This window comes from Geobacter sp. DSM 9736, from assembly GCF_900187405.1.
Taxonomy (GTDB): domain Bacteria; phylum Desulfobacterota; class Desulfuromonadia; order Geobacterales; family Geobacteraceae; genus DSM-9736.
The window spans coordinates 3783435-3803601 of record NZ_LT896716.1 but is presented as its reverse complement, the minus strand read 5'-3'; the positions used below and the strand labels follow the sequence as shown (position 1 = coordinate 3803601).

Below are 20167 nucleotides of genomic sequence, written 5' to 3'. Positions count from 1 at the left end.
TGCGCGCAGGAAGCAGCTTCTTTATAATTAGAAAAAAAAAGAATTTCGTGTCTTTGACACCGGCTCAACCATGTCTATAATTGGCAAAAACTAATTATTTACCGCAAAGCGAGTGGTGAATGACCGGCAGCACAGGTTCGTCATTTCAGGAAGGAGGAGAACATGAGAAGAAACACCTGCAGGGCTTCTCGAAGCAGATTTCGCCGGTTCTTTGCAACCTGCGTAACGCTGTTGGCGGGGCTCGCTCTACAGACCGACCTCTACGCCTTCACGGTGAATGTGGTCGGTTGCGACTCCGCCAACAACTGCAATCTCCCCGTAAGCGGCTTCAGATGGCTGCTGGAAGAGGATAACACTAACCAGTCGCCTCCGGGCGTACGGGTGGGAGACAGCATCGGCCTCGACATCCATAACAGCCATGCTCCAGTCGTCGCCAAGGGGAATGCAGCCGGAGGAAGCACAAGCATAACCGTGCCTGACTCAAATAAGCGCTACTTCCTCTCTGTCCTCCCTGACGCCGGCTTCAGCATAAGCGGGACAATGGTTGGAGCAGGTGCCTCGGCAGTTACGGTCAAAGTCCACCAGAACCCTCTGCCGACCGCCCAGGTCTCCATCTTCATATTCAAGGACCATAACCCGATCAACAACACCCCCGATGCGGGAGAAGAAGGGATTGCAGGCGCTTCAATCAAGATTTTCGACCTTGGCGGGCAGATGTCCCAGGATGCGTGCGGCAATCCCCTCGGGACAACCTATAGCGCCAGCGATTGCTCCAGTGTGGATGTAATGGGAACCGGCGTCATTCTCACCGATGCCAATGGTCAGGCCTTCATCAAAAATCTTGTTCCCGGCAAGTACGGCATCAGGGCTGTGCCACCGGGGGACGCTGCGGGGTGGACCCAGACCTCCACCATCGAAGGGACCCCAGGCATCGACGCATGGGTTAAGGCGAATGAACCACCCCTTTTCATCGAGGGGTTCGGCACCGGCTTCAATCACGTGTTCATCGGATTCGTAAAGCCGGAGGAGCTCCCATGGGCCGGACAAGGCCCGGGAGGGGCGACGATCAAGGGGCGCAACATTTTCAATCACTTCGGTCGCCCTCCGACGAATCAGGGGTTTTTCGAGGGGCCGCCGGTATCGGGTTGCTGGGTCGGTCTAAACAATCTCGCTGCCGTCAACAAAGGGTTGATAGCCGTGCCCTGTGACGGAGAGAGCAATTTCACCATCGAGAACGTTCCTCCGGGAACTTACCAGCTCGTGACGTGGGACCGGCCTCTCGATGCCCTGTTCGGCTTCAACACCGTCACCGTTCCGGCTGGCGCTGGCACGATCGACCTCGGCAACGTGATGTCGTTCCGGTGGTTCGGAACTTTGAAGGGATCAGTATTTTTCGATGTGAATCAGAACGGGTTCCGTGATGAAGGAGAGCAGGGAATAGCGAATCAGGCAGTTAACCTCCGGTTCAGGGACGGCTCGGTGTACCAGGCTACGACGACGGTTCCGGGAGGTGAATATTCCCTCGAAGAGGTTTTTCCCTTTTTCAAATGGCTTGTTGCCGAGGTCGATTATCTGCGGTTCAAGCCGACCGGCATGACTGCTGCGGTTGATTACGGCGGGCAGATTCCTCCTGCAAGCGGCTGGATAGTTCCGTCTTTCGGAGCCCTGAATCCTCAGCCCCAGGTTATGGTAAACCCGAATACGGGCAACGATCTGTCGCGCACGGAAACGGGACCGGTTCTGACCCAGGCGATGCACCTGTTTCTCAACCAGACCAATGTCATCGATTGGGGCAAGGTCAACTACCAGCTGAACGAGAACGGCGGTATCAGCGGCATCGTGTTCTATGATGTGACCCGTGCCGAAAATGACCCCCGGATGGCAGCAGGTGAGCCCTGGTGCCCCGGCATCCCCAGGGTCCAGGTCTGTCTCTACAGGGACACCGATGCCAATGGGATCATAGATGACCTGAACGGCGTAGCAGGAGTGCAGCTATGTGATGTGGACAACTATCCTTTCGGCTGGTCCGACAATACCGCCCCGAAAGGCCCTGAAGACGTAGTTCGCAGCGGTGACGGCACCAATTTCAGTCTGGGAGACGCCATCGAACTGGCTACCACCGACAGCTGGGACGACAACAAACCGACCGGTTGCGTTCAGGATCTGCCGCCGATAGCGGGCGTGCAGCCCTGCTACGACAACTATGGAACCTGGAACCAGGTGCGTCCTGGTGTGTTCGATGGCGGTTACGCTTTCGGATCACCGGCAGGCGGTGCACTTGACCCGGGGACGTATATTGTGGAAGCGGTCACACCGTCCGGATACGAGACCGTAAAAGAGGAAGACAAGAACGTTGATTTTGGCGACGAGTTCCGGCCGAGCCAGCTGTTACTCCCGGCCGTCTGCGTCGGCACGATTGAAAATACCGGGTTTGACCATGTCGTTCCCAACTGGCTTACCCTGTTCGACCAGCAGGTTGCGATCGATCCTCCCCTTGCCGGGTCGGTGACACCGCTCTGCTCCATGAAGCAGGTAACCGTTCAGCCGACACAGAATACTGCTGCCGATTTCTTCATGTTTACCGAGGTGCCCAAAGCTGCCCGTGTGGTCGGTTTCTGCAATAATGACCTGGCGGCAGAATTCAATGCCGGCAGCCCGGTTTTCGGCGAGAAAACGTCTCCTGCGTGGCTTCCCGTATCTATGCAGGATTGGCAGGGTAACGAAGTGGCGCGTGTCTATACGGACGAGTGGGGTTCCTACAACGCGCTGCTACCCTCGACATTCACGGCGAACGCGGCAATTCCCGCCGGCATGTCTCCTAACATGATCACCGCCGTACTCAATCACCCGATCATGCCGGACGGCACCATCGACCCGTTCTACGATCCCCGCTACAGCGTCACTCCGTGGACCTTCGATTACTGGTCAGGGAAGACTACGTACCTGGATACGCCTCTCGTCCCGGTTGCTTCCTTTACCGGTTTCCCGCAGGCAGGACCAGATGTCGAGCCTGCCACGCTGGTTCCCGTCATAGCCAGTGTGACCGGATCTCTCACCGGCCCAGTAGTCTGCGGCAGCACGCGCAACATCACCATCACGTCGTTGGGATTGACTGCAGTGCCGAATCCCGACTTCGATCCGAACATTCCGGGCAGTCCAGCAACGGTTACCAGGGATTACGGTTTCGGCTCGGTACAGGGCTCGGTGACCCTGAACGGTGTGCCGCTTCCGGTTACCGCCTGGAGTGATGCCTCCATCAGCGCCACGGTCCCCGCAGGCCTTGCGACCGGAACGCTCATCGTTGTCCGTGGTGATAACGGGAATGCCACTGAGATAGGGGTGACACTTCATGTTGTGGCCAGCTGTACCGGCGTGAGACAAGTCGTCCCGGGTTCGCCCAATGCAATCCAGAACACGGTGGATACGGCTGCAAGCGGCGATCTGATCATCGTACCTCCCGGCACGTACAGCGAGAACGTCATTCTGTACAAAAACGTCAAGCTTCAGGGGAGCGGAGCCGGTTCGACCATCATTTACGCAAATCCATCTCCGGCCAACAAGCTCAGCGCATGGCATGACAAGATCCTGAGCATCCTGGGGACCGACCCCTTCCTGGCCAATGAAGCTCCGGGAATAATGGTGTTGGGGACCGCTCCCGGCTTCAGCAATCCCACTCTTATCGACGGCTTCAAGGTTTTCGGCGCCATTATGGGTGGCGGCATCTACGTGGATGACAACGTAACCGGGCTGACCATCAGCAATAACAGGTTGACGGGCAACCAGGGGAATTTCGGCGGCGGCATCGCCATCGGCATGCCCCAGCGAGTTTCGAACAACCCGAACATCACCATTCGCAACAACGAAATAACCAAGAACGGCGGCGTTCAGGGTGGCGGCGGTATTGCCATCTATTCCGGTTCAACCGGGTATGCCGTAACGGACAACCTCATCAGCGGCAACTTTTCGCGCTTCAACGGCGGCGGCGTTGCCCACACGGGTCTCAGCAACAACGGCCTCATCGCCGACAACAGGATCACGTTCAACGAGGTCGCCTTCGGTGGCGCGGCATTTGGCGAAGGCGCCGGCATATTTGTCGGCGGTGAGCAGGTTCCGGGCGCAGCGTCGGCCGGGGCCGGCAACGTCGCCATTCGTTCAAACCTGATCCAGGGCAACCTGGCGGGCGTCGGTACAGGGGGCGGCATCAGAGCCTTTGCGGTGAACGGGCAGGATGTACTCGCAGCGCCCGGCAACCCGGCAGCCTGGTATCAGCTTATCATCGAAAACAACATGATCGTCAACAATGTGGCCGGATTCGCAGCAGGCGGCATTGGCCTGCAGGATGCGGCAAGGGTACGGATCGTCAACAACACGATCGCCGACAACGACAGCACGGCGACGGCGGCAAACGCATTCGGGGCGGGAGCTACGACCTCGACCCCGCAAGGGGCGGGAATAGTCTCCAATGCCCACAGCACCGGGGCGACCGGTATCGCTGCGGCCAGCGGCCAGACATTCTCGGATCCCGTGCTGGTTAACAACATCGTGCGTAACAACCGCTCCTTCTACACCACCAACAATGGCGTCGGCGGCCTGCTGCCGAACCCGGCCATGCCGGTGTGGGACCTCAGCGTTACGGGTGTCCCGACTTTTTTGAATCCGAGCAACTGCCTGCTTACCAGCCTCACCCCTGGCGATGGCGCAAACTACACGGGTAACGGTAACACCGCCGGCAACCCGGCATTCGTCAACAGTTATTTCAACCAGATAGTTATTGCCGCCGTCATCGACGAAGGGGGCAATGCCATCACGGTCCGTTTCACGCCACTGACCGAGACGGCGGGAGACTACCATATCAGGGCTGCATCCTCCGCCGTTGACGCGGCTAGCGCCGCAGCGGCGCCGGCAACGGATTACGACGGAGAAAATCGCCCGAATGGAGCGGGACCCGACATAGGTGCCGACGAGATGTACACGGCTACGGTACCTGCCGGCCCGGTTACGGGAATCGGTGCGGTCCGTAACGCAGAATGGTTCCTCGATCAGAACAAGAACGGTACCTGGGACGCCGGCGACAGAACCTTTGTCTTCGGCATGCCGGGCGACCAGCCCGTTTCCGGGGACTGGACCGGCAGCGGGACCTTCAAGGCCGGAGTCTTCAGGAACGGCACCTGGTACCTGGACAGCAACAATAACGGCTTCCTCGATGCAGGTACCGACAGCACCTTCTCCTTCGGCGTTGCCGGCGACAGGCCGGTGACCGGCGATTGGAACGGCGGCGGCACGACGAAGATCGGCGTTGTCCGCGGCAATACCTGGTTCCTCGACATGAACGGCAACGGAGCCTGGGACCAGGGTGTAGATGCTGTTTACTCTTTTGGCATTCCGAGCGACAAGCCGATCACCGGAGACTGGACCGGCAACGGTACGACGAAGATCGGCGTTGTCCGCGGCAACACATGGTTCCTCGACATGAACGGCAACGGCGTCTGGGATAACAGCATCGATGCGGCATATTCATTCGGTATTCCGGGTGACGTGCCGGTTACCGGCGACTGGACCGGAAACGGCATAAGCAAGATTGGCGTCGTCCGTGGCGGCGGCACCTGGTTCCTGGACATGAACGGCAACGGCGGGTGGGACGGAACCGACCAGACGATATCCGGATTCGGTATCCCGGGAGACCTTCCCGTTACGGGCAAGTGGTAGTGATTAATCAGGCGCAAGCGGCCGGTCAGTCGGTCGCCTGCGTCATCCTGGCATAGCGGTCCTTACTATAACGAAAGAGGTGCCTTATGCGATTCAAGGTCATCAACATATTTCTTTTCATATCCATGCTGCTCTACTCCGTGTCCCATGCATCGGTCAAAGTCCAGTGCCCGGGGGATACCAACGGAGACGCCCAGTGGACCGGGTCCGAGGTACGGCCTCCCAATACGGATTGCATCCATCTGGCGGCGGGGGACGGTTTCATAACCATGGCGGACGGACATCCACAGTACATGTTCGGTTTCTCGAACGTTACCGGATTGCCGGAAGACATGGTCATGATGCATGGCATGCTGGCTGGGGAATTTCCCGCGCCTACAATCAAGGTCCGGGAGGGGAACATTGTCTACCTGACGCTTACCAATGTGGGGATGATGATGCGTCCGGACCTGTTCGATCCACATACGGTCCACTGGCACGGTTTTGCCAACGCGGCTCCCGTATTCGACGGCGAACCGATGGGCTCCATAGCCATCAATATGGGGTCCAGCCTGACCTACTATTACCGCGCCCCTGAACCGGGCACCTACCTGTATCACTGTCACGTGGAAGCAACCGAGCACATGCAGATGGGTATGCTGGGCAACCTGTACGTTACGCCGCTGCAGGACGGCACATTGGTCGGCGGGTGCGCCTCACGTAAGTATGCCTATAACGACGGAGACGGCTCAACCTGCTACGACGTAGACTTTCCCATCCAGATCCATGGTTTCGATTCCAATTTCCATGACAAGCACATCGCCGTTCAGCCGCTTCCGTTCGCCATGATGAAAGACAATTATCCCATGCTGAACGGCCGTGGGTACCCTGACACGGTAAACCCGGCCCCGCTGCCTGCGCCTGCGGAAAACGGCGGCAAGGTTTCGCAGAGGGTTTCGTCGAAAATAACCGCGGTGCGGGGCCAGAAGATACTGCTGCGCCTCTCCAGCCTGGCGACGGTTGATTTCTATACCTTGTCCGTTCTTGGTATTCCGATGAAGGTCGTCGGTAAAGACGCGCGTATTTTGCGCAGCACGGCCGGCGAGAATCTTTCCTACACGACCAATTCCGTCACCCTTGGCGGAGGTCAGGCTTGCGACGTCATTCTCGATACAGCAGGGATCGCACCGGGGACATACTTCCTGTACGCCACCGACATCCATAATCTGAGCAACAATGAGGAGGATTATGGCGGAATGATGACGGAAATCGAACTTCTCTAAGGCGGTTGTTGAAAAAACGGTCGATCTCGCCGCCGTCTTCGTCGTTTGCTTGTGCGGCGTAGCGCTGCTACGCCTCCGCGTGCACTCCTGCGGGTGCGACGATCTGAATGTTTTTGAACAACCTTTTGGCAGAGCACTTTTTAGGGGGTAACTATGAAAAAAATTATGCACATATTACTGCTATCCGCCCTGGTGGTTCTGTGCGCCTGCTTTCCCGCACTGGCCACCGTCGACGGGATAACCGGGCCCACATTCAATCTTACCGCCAAGTCCGGCTACATCAGCACCGGCGAAGGGGGCAATTATCTGATGTGGGGCTACGCCAACGGCGATGGCCTCATGCAATATCCCGGACCGACCTTGATTGTGAATCAGGGTGATACGGTAACGGTCACTCTGACCAACACCCTGTCCGTTCCCGTCTCCGCCGTCTTCCCCGGTCAAAGCGGCGTAGTGGCATCGGGTGGCGTTCCCGGCGTCCTTACCCGTGAGGCTGCCGCCGGAGGGGGAAAGGTGACGTATCGGTTTACCGCTTCCGAAGCAGGAACCTATACCTATTACAGTGGAACCAATTCGGACCTTCAGATCGAGATGGGGCTGGTCGGCGCGTTGATCGTGCGGCCCACCGGGTTCGACGAGCACATGAACAGGATTGCCTACAACGACCCGAGCAGCGCTTATGACCAGGAATACTTGTTCCTCCTTACCGAAATGGATCCCCGGATCCACGAAATGGTTGCCGCCGGGAGAATGGCCGAGGTCGACACCTCGACTTTTTTTCCAGTGTACTGGTTCATCAACGGCCGTACGTCGCCGGATACGATGAGCATGGCTTACGACCCGCTGCTGCCTCATCAGCCGTACAACTGCATGCCGATGACGCACCCCGGCGAGAAGGCTCTGATGCGGATGATCGGAGCGGGACGGGACCTGCATCCCCTTCATACCCACGGTAATCACCACAGGGTCATCGCAAGAGACGGGCGGCTTCTCTCGACAGGTGCAGGAGCTGATCTTGCCGAGTGGGCTTTCACCACTACCGTGGTACCCGGACAGACTGCCGATGCAATCTTCACCTGGACGGGCGAGAAGCTGGGGTGGGACGTCTATGGCCCGATCAACACCAACTGTACGGATGCCGATAACGACGGCATGGCCGACGGCATGGCGATGGCGATGCACTGCCATGACGCCACATGCAACGATACGGACGGCGACAATTTCGACGATGCCACCCATGAGTACTGCCCCGATCATGGAAAACCTTTCCCTGTGGAACTTCCGGATGTAAAGGAACTGACCTTCGGCCAGCACTGGGGCGGCAGCCCGTTCCTCGGCGCGCTTGGCGCTCTCCCTCCGGGGCAGGGTGGGTTCAATCCGAACGGCGGCTTTTTCTTCATGTTGCATTCCCATGCGGAAAAGGAAATTACCAACAACGACATCTTTCCCGGCGGGCTGATGACGATGATGGTGGTGGAGGCTCCAGGGGTAATGTTAATGGGGCACTAGCGGTTGTTGAAAAAACAACCTTGGTTTCAAATCATTGGAAAACAGCCATTCGTCGCCGTCCCTGAAAGTGGGCGACAAAGTGCCAATGTGAGGAGGAATGACAATGAACACTCTGAAAAAGACCGTCCCGGCTTTCCTTTTGGGAGTGGCCGCCTTGCTGGGATCAAGCGGGATTTCAATTGGCGCCGAGTACTGGTTACGGGCGCAGACATTCACCAAGACCATGCCGGACAGCTCGGTTGTTACCATGTGGGGCTTCGCCCAGTGCACCGACGGCACCTACAGCAGTTGCGGCGCTCCAACGTCTCCGGGGCCGGTGCTGTCCGTGCCGCCGACCGATGCCGCCCTCACGGTTCATCTGAGGAACGCATTGACCGGGCCTTTGGTCGAGCCTGTTTCCATAGTGATTCCCGGGCAAAGAGCCACGATGGCTCCCGTAAAGTTTACCGACGGGGAAGGCCGTCAACGGGTGAAGTCCTTTACTACAGAGACACCACCCGATAACAGTACGACCAACACCTATTCATGGCCCAGTCTCAGGCCCGGCACCTACCTCTACCAAAGTGGCACACATCCGGCCGTCCAGGTTCAGATGGGACTGTACGGCGCTGTCATCAAAAACGCCGCGGCCGGCCAAGCCTACGGGCCGGCCAGTGCCTTTGATGCCGAAGCACTCCTGGTATTCAGCGAAATCGATCCGGTGCTTCACGGACACGTAGCCGCCGGCACATACGGCACGGAGCCACCAGCGGGCATTACCAGTACTATCGACTATGAACCGAAATATTTTTTGATAAACGGTCAGCCGTATCCGGGGAATGCGCCGATACCGGCTGGGATTCCAGGTCAGACGACCCTGTTGCGATTCCTGAACGCTGGCCTCAAGACACACGTGCCGCTCGTACAGGGGCTTAACCTGTCGGTAATCGCCGAGGACGGCAGTCCGTACGGCCATGTCCGAAAAGGTTATTCGGTGCTTCTCCCTCCGGCAAAAACCAGCGATGCTCTCATGACATCCTCCCGTTACGGAACCTATCCGCTGTATGACCGCAAGCTCTCATTGACAAACGGGGCAAGTTATCCCGGCGGGTTGATCGCCTCTCTCGTTGTGCCCCCGGAATCGGCCGAGTCCATAGGCGTATTCCGCAACGGCGAGTGGTTCATTGACGTGAACGGCAACGGGGCTTGGGATGCAGGCGATACCGGTTTCTGGTTCGGTCTGACAGGAGACCAGCCAGTCATCGGGGACTGGAACGGCAGCGGAACCAAAAAAGTCGGCATCGTTCGGGGAGGAAATCAATGGTTTCTTGACGTGAACGGTAACAGGCAATGGGACCCCGGAATCGATGCAGCCTATACGTTCGGGACTACAGGAGACATTCCCGTCGCCGGGGACTGGACCGGAGCAGGAACGGCAAGGATAGGGGTGTTTCGCTCCGGACAATGGCTTCTCGATACGAACGGCAACGGAATCTGGGAGGATGGAACGGATTTTATCACCCAGTTCGGTAATCCGGGCGATAAACCGGTTACCGGCGACTGGACCGGCAGCGGAACTACCTACATCGGCGTAATCCGCGGGAATACCTGGTTTCTCGACCTGAACGGCAATGGTTATTGGGATGAGGGAGTCGATGGCGTCTATTCCTTTGGCATTCCGTCAGACAAACCCGTCACTGGCGACTGGACCGGCACCGGCGTCACCAGGATCGGGGTCGTGCGCGGCAGCACCTGGTTTCTCGACCTGAACGGCAATGGCGCCTGGGACGATGGGATCGACGGCGTGTTTCCCGAATTCGGCATACCGACGGACGTTCCTGTAGCCGGCCGCTGGTAGCTGGGACAGGTTATTGAAAAACGGCCATCTCGCCCCGTCTCGTCGCTCCCTTGTGCGGCGTAGCGCTGCTATGCCTCCGCGGTCGCTCCTGCGGGTGCGACGATCTGACTGTTTTTGAACAACCTGGCTTTTCAACGCCTGGACCTGAACGAACCGGCAGAGGCGCGTGCTCAGCGCGCGCCTCTGCCGCCATGACAAGGAGAGGTTGAAGAATGTTTTACAGATCGTTCGTTTCCATTTCCATCTTCGCATTATGCATCGCTTCGGCAACGGGCTGCGCCACGACGCGACCCGCCCCCCCTCCCTCCTCGGATCTCTCACGGCAGGAATCATCCATCGAGGAAAAGTGGGGAGTAAAAGTGCTGAGCCTCAAGCAGTCGGCGGGGGGCTACATGCTCGACTTCCGCTACCGGGTGCTCGACCCGGAGAAAGCGAAGCCCCTCTTCGACAGGAAGCTTAAACCCTACCTCGTGGATGAGGCCACCGGCGCCGTCTTCGCCGTTCCGGAGCCCCCGAAGGTCGGCGCCCTGCGAAGCACCCGCCCTCCCCAACCAGAACGCAACTATTTCGTCATGTTCGCCAACCCCGGAGGCTACGTGAAGAAGGGGAACAAGGTCTCGGTGGTCATCGGCGACTTCAGGGCGGAGAACATCACCGTGCAGTAGCCGCCGCAACACTTCCGGGGGGAGAATGTTGTGAAGAGAAGGATAAAGCGCTACCCAATATTCTTTCCCCTCGTCATTCTCTTCTGCATGGCGGGAGTCGGCCCTGCCGGAGCGGGCAATCTGGACCCCCGGGTCGTGGAGGTCATGGAAACCGGATCGCAGCATGAATTTCCCATCATCGTCAGGGCAACGGGGAAGGCCCGGGTAGACAGCATCCGTGACCGAGACAAGCGTACACGCCGGTCGAAGATCATCAGAGCTCTCAGGAGGGTTGCGGACGCATCTCAGCGAGAGATACGGAACTTCCTGGACAAGAAGAAGATAAGAAAGGTCCGCCCACTCTGGCTCGTCAACGGAGTCGCACTCACCGCGAATGCCCAGTTAATTCAGGAACTCGCACAGCTCCCCCAGGTGGAAAGCATAATCCTCGATGCCTCGATCCCCATGCCGAAGACGGTCTACAGCAATCCCGCATCTCCCGAATGGAACATCGCGGCGGTCGGAGCGCCCGAACTGTGGAATCTCGGCTATACCGGCGAGGGTGTCGTAGTTGCCAACATGGATTCGGGGGTGGATGCATCACATCCGGACTTGCGGGACAGATGGCGCGGCGGCACCAACAGCTGGTTCGACCCGAACCAGGAGCACGACTCCCCCGCCGATCGGGACGGCCATGGGACAAAGACCATGGGGATCATGGTGGGGGGAGACGCGGGAGGAAGCTCCATCGGCGTCGCTCCCGGCGCCAGGTGGATAGCTGTCAAGATCTTCAACGACGCCGGCGCCGCCTCCTACAGCTCCGTGCATCGCGGTTTCCAATGGCTGCTCGACCCGGACGGCAACCCAGACACCGACGATGCTCCCGATGTGGTCAACAACTCCTGGGGGATCGAAAACACCTACGGCTGCATTACGGAGTTTCATCCGGACATAGAAATCCTGAAGGCAGCCGGAATCGCCATGACCTTCGCCGCGGGCAATGACGGACCATTTCCATCAACCATCGTCAGCCCCGCCGATTATTCCTCCGCCTTCTCGGTCGGAGCCGTCGACAGCACCGGCACGGTCGCGAGCTTCAGCAGCCGGGGCCCGTCTGCATGCGGCGGCGGCATTTCGCCGGTGGTCGTCGCACCGGGAGTGGACATCCTCACCACAGACCTTGACTTCGGCATACCCGGAGCCTACGCCACCGTTTCCGGCACATCCTTCGCCGCCCCACATGCCGCAGGAGCCATGGCTCTCCTCATTCAGGCGTTTCCCGATCTCGACGCATCAGTGATAGAAGCCGCTTTTCGAGATTCCGCCGGCGATGTCGGCGTCTTCGGCCCCGACAATGCCTACGGATACGGTAGCCTGAACGTCCCCGCCGCCTACAACCGATTGCGCGCCAACGACCGGATCGGGGTTTTCCGGGGAGGTCGATGGCATCTTGACCTGAACGGAACCCGTACATGGGACGCCGGAGCTGACTCATCCTTCTCGTTCGGAAACCCTGGAGACATTCCCGTCGCCGGAAGCTGGACCGGCGCCGGCACACAGATCGGCGTCTTCCGAAGCGGCGCCTGGTACCTCGACATGAACGGCAACGGCGCGTGGGAGGACGGCATCGACGACGCCTACTCCTTCGGTATCCCCACCGACATCCCCGTCACCGGAAAATGGAACGGCGGATCGGCCACAAAGATCGGTGTCTTCAGGAACGGCGCGTGGTACCTGGACATGAACGGCAACGGCACGTGGGACATTCAGGATGCCTCCCGTTATTTCGGCATCCCCGGCGACAAGCCCGTAACCGGCGACTGGACCGGGACCGGCACGACCAGAATCGGCGTCGTGCGTGGCAACACCTGGTTTCTGGACATGAATGGAAACGGCAGCTGGGACGACGGCATCGATGCAGCCTACACCTTCGGCAACCCGGATGACGTGCCGGTGACCGGCGACTGGAACGGCGGCGGAACCACCAAGATCGGCGTTATCCGCGGCGGCACCTGGTTCCTCGACATGAACGGGAATGGCTTCTGGGATGAAGGGGCGGGTGCGGTTGTCACCGGCTTCGGCATTCACGGTGATGTACCGGTGACAGGAGCGTGGTGAGGCAGCCTGATTAAAAGAAGAGAGCGCACCATGATGTGAAACAGGATGGGCACGTCAAAACCTTCAGGAGGTGGAGAGATGAACCCAGTTGCTGGAACATGTGGTGAACCGAAGGTAAAGAAGCATCCTCACGGCAGAGGGCCCTTCCCCTGGTCGGGGTCAGGAGTCGGCAAGTCGTGGCTCCGCCACGTGACCGTGCTGGTGATCCTGCTGCTACTGAACCTGCTCCTCGGCACTCCTCCCGTCCATGCAGAACCATCAGGGCCTCTAACGGTAACCATCACCAGGCCCATCGATGGCGCGACTTTCACCGCTCCCGCCGCTCCGATAGTCACCGCAACCGCAACAACGGAACCGGGAACCGCCATAACCAGGGTGGAGCTTTACCACGGCACGAAGCTCGTCACCATCAGCACATCCAGCACACTTAATTATACCTTTGAGCCATACATCAGTGAAAGCTACACCCTCACGGCCAAAGCCACCGATTCGGCCGGAAGGGTCGCTACCTCCAGTCCCGTCACCTTTAACATCCTGCCTCCCCCGTGGCAGTCGGGCGACATCGGCTCCGTCGGCATGCCGGGGAGCGCCGCTTTCGCCGGCGGCACCCATACCGTCAAAGGGTCGGGAGCGGATATCTGGGGAACCGCCGATGAATTTCGCTACGTCTACCAGACGCTCACGGGAGACGGCCAGATTACCGCACGAGTGGCATCGCTGCAGAATACGACACATGAGTACGCCAAGGCTGGGGTCATGATACGCGAGACCCTGGCGGCCGATTCAGCCAACGCTATGATGGAGATCAAGCCAGGTTATTCGACAGCGATCTTTCAGCGGCGGCTTGCCGCCGGCGCCCCCTCTATCTACACCTCCGGACCATACGTCGAGGCGCCCCACTGGGTCAGGCTCGTACGAAGCGGAAACACCATCAGCGGCTATGCATCGGCAGACGGGGTCAACTGGGTCCTGGTGGGAAGCGACACCCTTACCATGGCGAGCACCGTCTACATCGGCCTTGCGGTGACCAGCCACGACAACACCGCCCTCTCCACGGCACTCTTCGACCACGTAAGTCTCGCCTATGCCGTCACCGAACTGGGCACCCTCGGCGGCAACAAGAGTTCAGCCGTCGCCCTCAACGACGCAGGGATCGTGGTAGGGCAGAGCGACACAGCCACGGGTGAGAATCATGCCTTCTTCTGGAAGGACGGAGTCATGACCGACATGGGGGCCTTCGACGTGGTGGCGGTCAACGAGGCGGGGCAGGTGATCGGAACAAGGGGGGGCCGCTCCTACTTCTGGGAAAAGGGGGCGCTGTCCGATCTCGGCACCCTGGGCGGTCCCACGGCTACCGCTCGTGCCATCAACGACTCCGGGGCGGTGGTCGGTGAGAGTGAAACGGAGACGGGCCTGATACATGCCTTTCTCTGGACGAAAGGGGTCATGACTGACCTTGAGACACTCGATGGAGATACAGCCAGCGGAGCTTACGACATAAACAATTCCGGTCAGGTCGTAGGTACATCAACAACGTACAGCAATACACTCTACGGACATCGCTCTTTTCTCTGGGCTAACGGTTTGATGACCGATTTGGGACGCGTTCCACACCAATCATTACCTTACCCCTATTGGACCAGCGTGTTCATAAATGAGAGAGGGGATGTCGCCGGGTGCGGCAAATGGCCGTTTCCTTACCATGAGCGTACTTATGTCCTGAGGGGGGGGCAGTGGGTCGACACCCATAGCGATACAATAAGTGGAAGGGGTAATTGCCTCACAGCCTTCAATAATCTGGGGCAGGTAGGAGGCAACTACACTGATGTTACGAATACCTATCCCTTCCTGTGGGACAACGGAACGACGACCTATCTGGGCACCATCGCCCCCAATACGGTGGGCGCGGTTACGGGTATGAACAATGCCGGAGAAATTATCGGAGCATTGTCGTTGGGCTACGGTGGACATGTTGACCCCACGTCGATTCGGCAACAACCTTGGATTTCTCTAACGTCTCGGGCATTCATCTGGAAAGAGGGCGCCATCTCTTATCTGCCCTCACTTTTCGGGGGGTATTATCATGCAATAGACATCAACGCTTCCGGACAGATAGCGGGAACCGACGGAGAGAGGGCAGTGCTGTGGACACCGCAGCGGCCCCAGCAAGCTGCCCACGTGGGCGTTTTCAGGGAGGGCGAGTGGTTCCTCGACAAGAACCGCAGTGGAACGTGGGAATCCGAATCCGATGCCACCGCCTCGTTCGGAAACCCCTCCGACATTCCCGTCACCGGTAACTGGACCGGCGCTAGCACCCAAATCGGCGTCTTCCGCAGCGGCGCGTGGTACCTGGACATCAACGGCAACGGCGCATGGGACGACGGCATCGATGCCGCCTACTCCTTCGGTATCCCCACCGACATCCCCGTCACCGGAAAATGGAACGGCGGATCGGCCACAAAGATCGGCGTCTTCAGGAACGGCGCGTGGCATCTGGACATGAACGGCAATGGGGGATGGGATGAAGGAGACGCCTCATATTCCTTCGGCATTCCAGGCGACAAACCGATAACCGGCGACTGGACCGGGACCGGCACAACCAGGATCGGCGTAGTGCGGGGGAACACGTGGTATCTGGACATGAATGGAAACGGCACCTGGGACGACGGCATCGATGCAGCCTACTCCTTCGGCAACCCGGATGACGTGCCGGTGACCGGCGACTGGAACGGCGGCGGAACCACCAAGATCGGCGTTATCCGCGGCGGCACCTGGTTCCTCGACATGAACGGGAATGGCTTCTGGGATGAAGGGGCGGATGCGGTTGTCACCGGCTTCGGCATTCACGGTGATGTACCGGTGACAGGAGCGTGGTGAGGCAGCCTGATTAAAAGAAGAGAGCGCACCATGATGTGAAACAGGATGGGCACGTCAAAACCTTCAGGAGGTGGAGAGATGAACCCAGTTGCTGGAACATGTGGTGAACCGAAGGTAAAGAAACATCCTCACGGCAGAGGGCCCTTCCCCTGGTCCGGGTCAGGAGTCGGCAAGTCGAGGCTCCGACACGTAACCGTGCTGGTGATCCTGCTGCTACTGAACCTGCTCCTCGGCACTCCTGCCGTCCATGCAGAACCCTCAGGGCCTCTAATGGTAACCATCACCAGGCCCATCGATGGCGCGACTTTCACCGCTCCCGCCGCTCCGATAGTCACAGCAACCGCAACAACGGAACCGGGAACCGCCATTACCAGGGTGGAGCTGTACCACGGCACTACGCTCCTCACCACCAGCACATCCAGCACCCTCACCTATACCTTCCAACCATACATTACCGAAGGAAGCTACACGCTCACCGCCAGAGCCACCGACTCGGCCGGCAGGGCCGCCACCTCCAGCCCCATCACCTTCAACTTGCTGCCTCCCCCGTGGCAATCAGGCGACATCGGCTCCGTCGGCATGCCGGGGAGCGCCGCTTTCGCCGGAGGCACCTATACCATAAAAGGATCGGGTGCCGATATCTGGGAAACCGCGGATGAATTCCGTTACGTCTACCAGACGCTCACGGGAGATGGCCAGATCACCGCGCGTGTGGCATCGCTACAGAATACGACACACGAGTACGCCAAGGCAGGTGTCATGATACGCGAGACCCTGGCGGCCGATTCAGCCAATGCAATGATGGAGATCAAGCCCGGTTATTCGACAGCGATCTTTCAGCGGCGCCTTGCCGCCGGCGCCCCCTCTATCTACACTTCCGGACCGTACGTCGAGGCGCCCCACTGGGTAAGGCTCGTACGAAGCGGAAACAGCATCAGCGGCTATGCTTCGGCAGACGGGGTCAACTGGGTCCTGGTGGGAAGCGACACCCTTGCCATGGCGAGCACCGTCTACATAGGACTCGCGGTGACCAGCCACGATGATGCCGCCCTCTCCACGGCCCTCTTCGACCATGTAAGTCTCGCCTATTCCGTCACAGAACTTGGGACCCTCGGTGGGGACACGAGTTTGGCGGTTGCCAACAACGATAATGGAGTTGTAGTTGGCCAGAGCAAAACAGCCACAAATGAGAATCACGCCTTCTTCTGGAAAAATGGCGTCATGACCGACATGGGGGCCTTCGACGTAGTGGCGGTCAACGAGGTCGGACAGGTCATCGGAACAAGGGGGGGCCGCTCCTACTTTTGGGAAAAGGGGACGCTGACCGATCTCGGCACACTGGGCGGGCTAACAGCCACCGCTCGTGCCATCAACGATTCCGGTGCGGTGGTCGGCGAGAGTGACACGGAGACGGGCCTCATACATGCCTTTCTCTGGTCCAAAGGGGTCATGACTGACCTTGGGGCACTCGATGGAGATACAGTCAGCGGAGCTTACGGCATCAATAACTCGGGTCAGATCATAGGTATATCCAATTCGCGCCGCATATTCCTTTGGACGAATGACATTATGTCAGACCTGGGGAAAGTGCCCGACATTTCTTCGCCGGTGGGGGGCAGGTGGACCAGCGCATTCATAAACGAGAACGGGGATATCGCCGCATGCGGCGAATTGCCCTACGGGGCGTATGAGAAGCATACTTATGTCCTGAAAGACGGTCAGTGGGTCAACACCCACTCGAACACAATATATGGAAGGGGTAATTGCCTCACAGCTTTCAATAATCTGGGGCAGGTAGGAGGCAACTACACTGATAATACGAATACGTATCCCTTCCTGTGGGATAACGGAACGACGACTTATCTCGGCACCATCGCCCCCAATACAGTGGGCGCGGTTACGGGTATGAACAATGCCGGAGAAATCATCGGAGCATTGTGGTTGGGCTACGGTGGGCATGTTGACCCCACGTCGGTTCAGCAACAACTTTGGATTGTTCCAGAGTCTCGTGCATTCATCTGGAAAGAGGGCGCCATCTCTTATCTGCCCTCACTTTTCGGGGGGTATTGTCAGGCAGTAGACATCAACGCTTCCGGGCAGATAGCGGGCACCGACGGAGAGAGGGCAGTGCTGTGGACACCGCAGCGGCCCCAGCAAGCTGCACAAGTGGGCGTTTTCAGAGAGGGCCAGTGGTTCCTCGACAAAAACGGCAGTGGAGCGTGGGAATCTGAAGCCGACGCAACCGCCTCGTTCGGGATCCCGGGCGACATCCCCGTCGTAGGAAGCTGGACCGGCGCCGGCACCCAAATCGGCGTCTTCCGCAGCGGCGCGTGGTACCTGGACATCAACGGCAACGGCGCATGGGACGACGGCATCGATGCCGCCTACTCCTTCGGTATCCCCACCGACATCCCCGTCACCGGAAAATGGAACGGCGGATCGGCCACAAAGATCGGCGTCTTCAGGAACGGCGCGTGGCATCTGGACATGAACGGCAATGGGGGATGGGATGAAGGAGACGCCTCATATTCCTTCGGCATTCCAGGCGACAAACCGATAACCGGCGACTGGACCGGGAGCGGCATAACCAGGATCGGCGTAGTGCGGGGGAACACGTGGTATCTGGACATGAACAGAAACGGCACCTGGGACGACGGCATCGATGCAGCCTACACCTTCGGGAACCCGGACGACGTGCCGGTGACCGGCGACTGGAACGGCAGCGGAGCCACCAAGATCGGCGTTATCCGCGGCAATACATGGTTCCTGGATACAAACGGTAACGGAGCATGGGATGACGGCGTGGACGCGGTTGTATCCGGATTCGGAATTCCGGGCGATGTGCCGGTTACGGGAGACTGGTAATTGGATATACTTACTAAGACCTGATGCGGTGATGGGAGTCAAAACTTCCGTGGAGGTGGAGCCAATGGCGGAGCGGTTGAGATTATCTCTATTGATATGCCTCTTTACCTCGTTGTTGGCGCCGGACGCCTACACCGCAGATCTCTTCAGCGTTACCGGCCTCGGCACTCTCGGCGGCTCGTGGAGTGAAGCGGTCGCCATGAACGATGCCGGTACTGTGGCAGGCCAGAGCGGCACTGCAGCCGAGGAAATGCATGCATTCTTATGGAGGAACGGCATGATGACCGACATGGGAATATTCGATATCGTCGCGATAAACAACGCCGACCAGGTAATCGGTACTCAGGAAGGGCGCTCCTATATCTGGGACAACGGCGTATTGACCGATCTGGGAACACTCGGCGGCCGCACGGCTTCGGCCCGCGCCTTGAACGACTCGGGAGAAGTGGTCGGAGAGAGTGAGACTGCCGCCGGCGTGAAACACGCTTTCCTCTGGAAGAACGGAGTAATGGCAGACTTGGGCACGCTCGCAGGACACAGTGTCAGCAGCGCCTACGACATCAACAACTCAGGCCGGATAGCAGGCATCAGCACCAGCACCAGCACCGGCGGGAGCCGCATCTTCCTCTGGCAGAACAATCGGATTACCGACCTGGGCTATGTGCCCAACTTCTTCAACTCCGATGCTTGGGGATACTGGATCGATGTTTTAATCAACGAGCAGGGAGACGTCGCAGGATGCGGCCATCAACCCTTCCCCCGCGTGAGGCACGGCTACGTGCTGAAAAACGGCCTGTGGATCGACACTTACGACGCTGCTGACCGACCAGGGGGTGACGCCAATTGTCCCACGGCATTTAACGCACTCGGGCAGACCGCGGGCAACTACGCTGATCCGGGAGGTCCATATGCATATCAATGGCAGAATGGTATTACGACCTATCTCGGCACCCTCGACAATTATACAGCCAGCACAACTGAGGACATGAACAACAGTGGCACCATCGTCGGCGATCTCTTCATTCCCCGTACGACTGCGCCCTTGCGTGCTTTCATCTGGAAAGAGGGAACGATGTCGTATCTTCCATCCCTTTTCGGGGGGAGCACAACAGCAGCAGCCATAAACGCCTCCGGACAGGTAGCCGGTACCAATGGGGAGATCGCCATACTCTGGACGCCCCGGAATATGACTAGTGCCGCGGTAGTACCTGGTTTCGGCATACCAGGGGATCTGCCCGTTAGGAAGCTGGTAAATTAATCTTCACATACATCCGGGCGGCTGCTTCGATCAGGGCAGCCGCCCAACACCAACCTGACCCGCTACAAGCCTTCCCCCCTCCCTGGATAAA

The 20167-nt window shown here is 58.9% G+C and carries 9 protein-coding genes; all 9 read left to right on the top strand.

Going from position 1 to position 20167, the window contains the following annotated elements; genetic code table 11:
- Nucleotides 1-162: 162 nt before the first annotated feature.
- Complete coding sequence (locus CFB04_RS17020) at nt 163-5706, top strand: SdrD B-like domain-containing protein (protein ID WP_088536509.1); 5544 nt, start codon at nt 163-165, stop codon at nt 5704-5706.
- An 86-nt stretch (nt 5707-5792) separates the two neighbouring features.
- A complete protein-coding gene (locus CFB04_RS17015; protein WP_088536508.1) occupies nt 5793-6968 on the top strand; it encodes a multicopper oxidase domain-containing protein in 1176 nt (391 codons plus the stop codon).
- Nucleotides 6969-7121: 153 nt separating this feature from the next.
- Nucleotides 7122-8477: a multicopper oxidase domain-containing protein gene (locus CFB04_RS17010; protein WP_088536507.1), complete on the top strand. Its 1356-nt coding sequence runs from the start codon at nt 7122-7124 to the stop codon at nt 8475-8477.
- A 103-nt stretch (nt 8478-8580) separates the two neighbouring features.
- Nucleotides 8581-10314 carry a hypothetical protein gene (locus tag CFB04_RS17005; RefSeq protein WP_088536506.1) on the top strand — a complete coding sequence of 578 codons (1734 nt, stop codon included), beginning with the start codon at nt 8581-8583 and terminating at the stop codon, nt 10312-10314.
- A gap of 212 nt (nt 10315-10526) precedes the next feature.
- Nucleotides 10527-10979: a hypothetical protein gene (locus CFB04_RS17000; RefSeq protein ID WP_088536505.1), complete on the top strand. Its 453-nt coding sequence runs from the start codon at nt 10527-10529 to the stop codon at nt 10977-10979.
- A 30-nt stretch (nt 10980-11009) separates the two neighbouring features.
- Nucleotides 11010-13076 (top strand): S8 family serine peptidase, encoded by a 2067-nt coding sequence (locus tag CFB04_RS16995; protein ID WP_088536504.1) that lies wholly within the window; start codon nt 11010-11012, stop codon nt 13074-13076.
- A 78-nt stretch (nt 13077-13154) separates the two neighbouring features.
- Complete coding sequence (locus CFB04_RS16990; protein WP_172825528.1) at nt 13155-15953, top strand: Ig-like domain-containing protein; 2799 nt, start codon at nt 13155-13157, stop codon at nt 15951-15953.
- A 78-nt stretch (nt 15954-16031) separates the two neighbouring features.
- Nucleotides 16032-18818 (top strand): Ig-like domain-containing protein, encoded by a 2787-nt coding sequence (locus CFB04_RS16985; protein WP_172825527.1) that lies wholly within the window; start codon nt 16032-16034, stop codon nt 18816-18818.
- Nucleotides 18819-18849: 31 nt separating this feature from the next.
- The gene (locus tag CFB04_RS16980; protein WP_172825526.1) at nt 18850-20076 is read left to right on the top strand and encodes a hypothetical protein; all 1227 of its coding nucleotides are present in this window, start codon (nt 18850-18852) and stop codon (nt 20074-20076) included.
- The last annotated feature ends 91 nt before the right edge of the window (nt 20077-20167 follow it).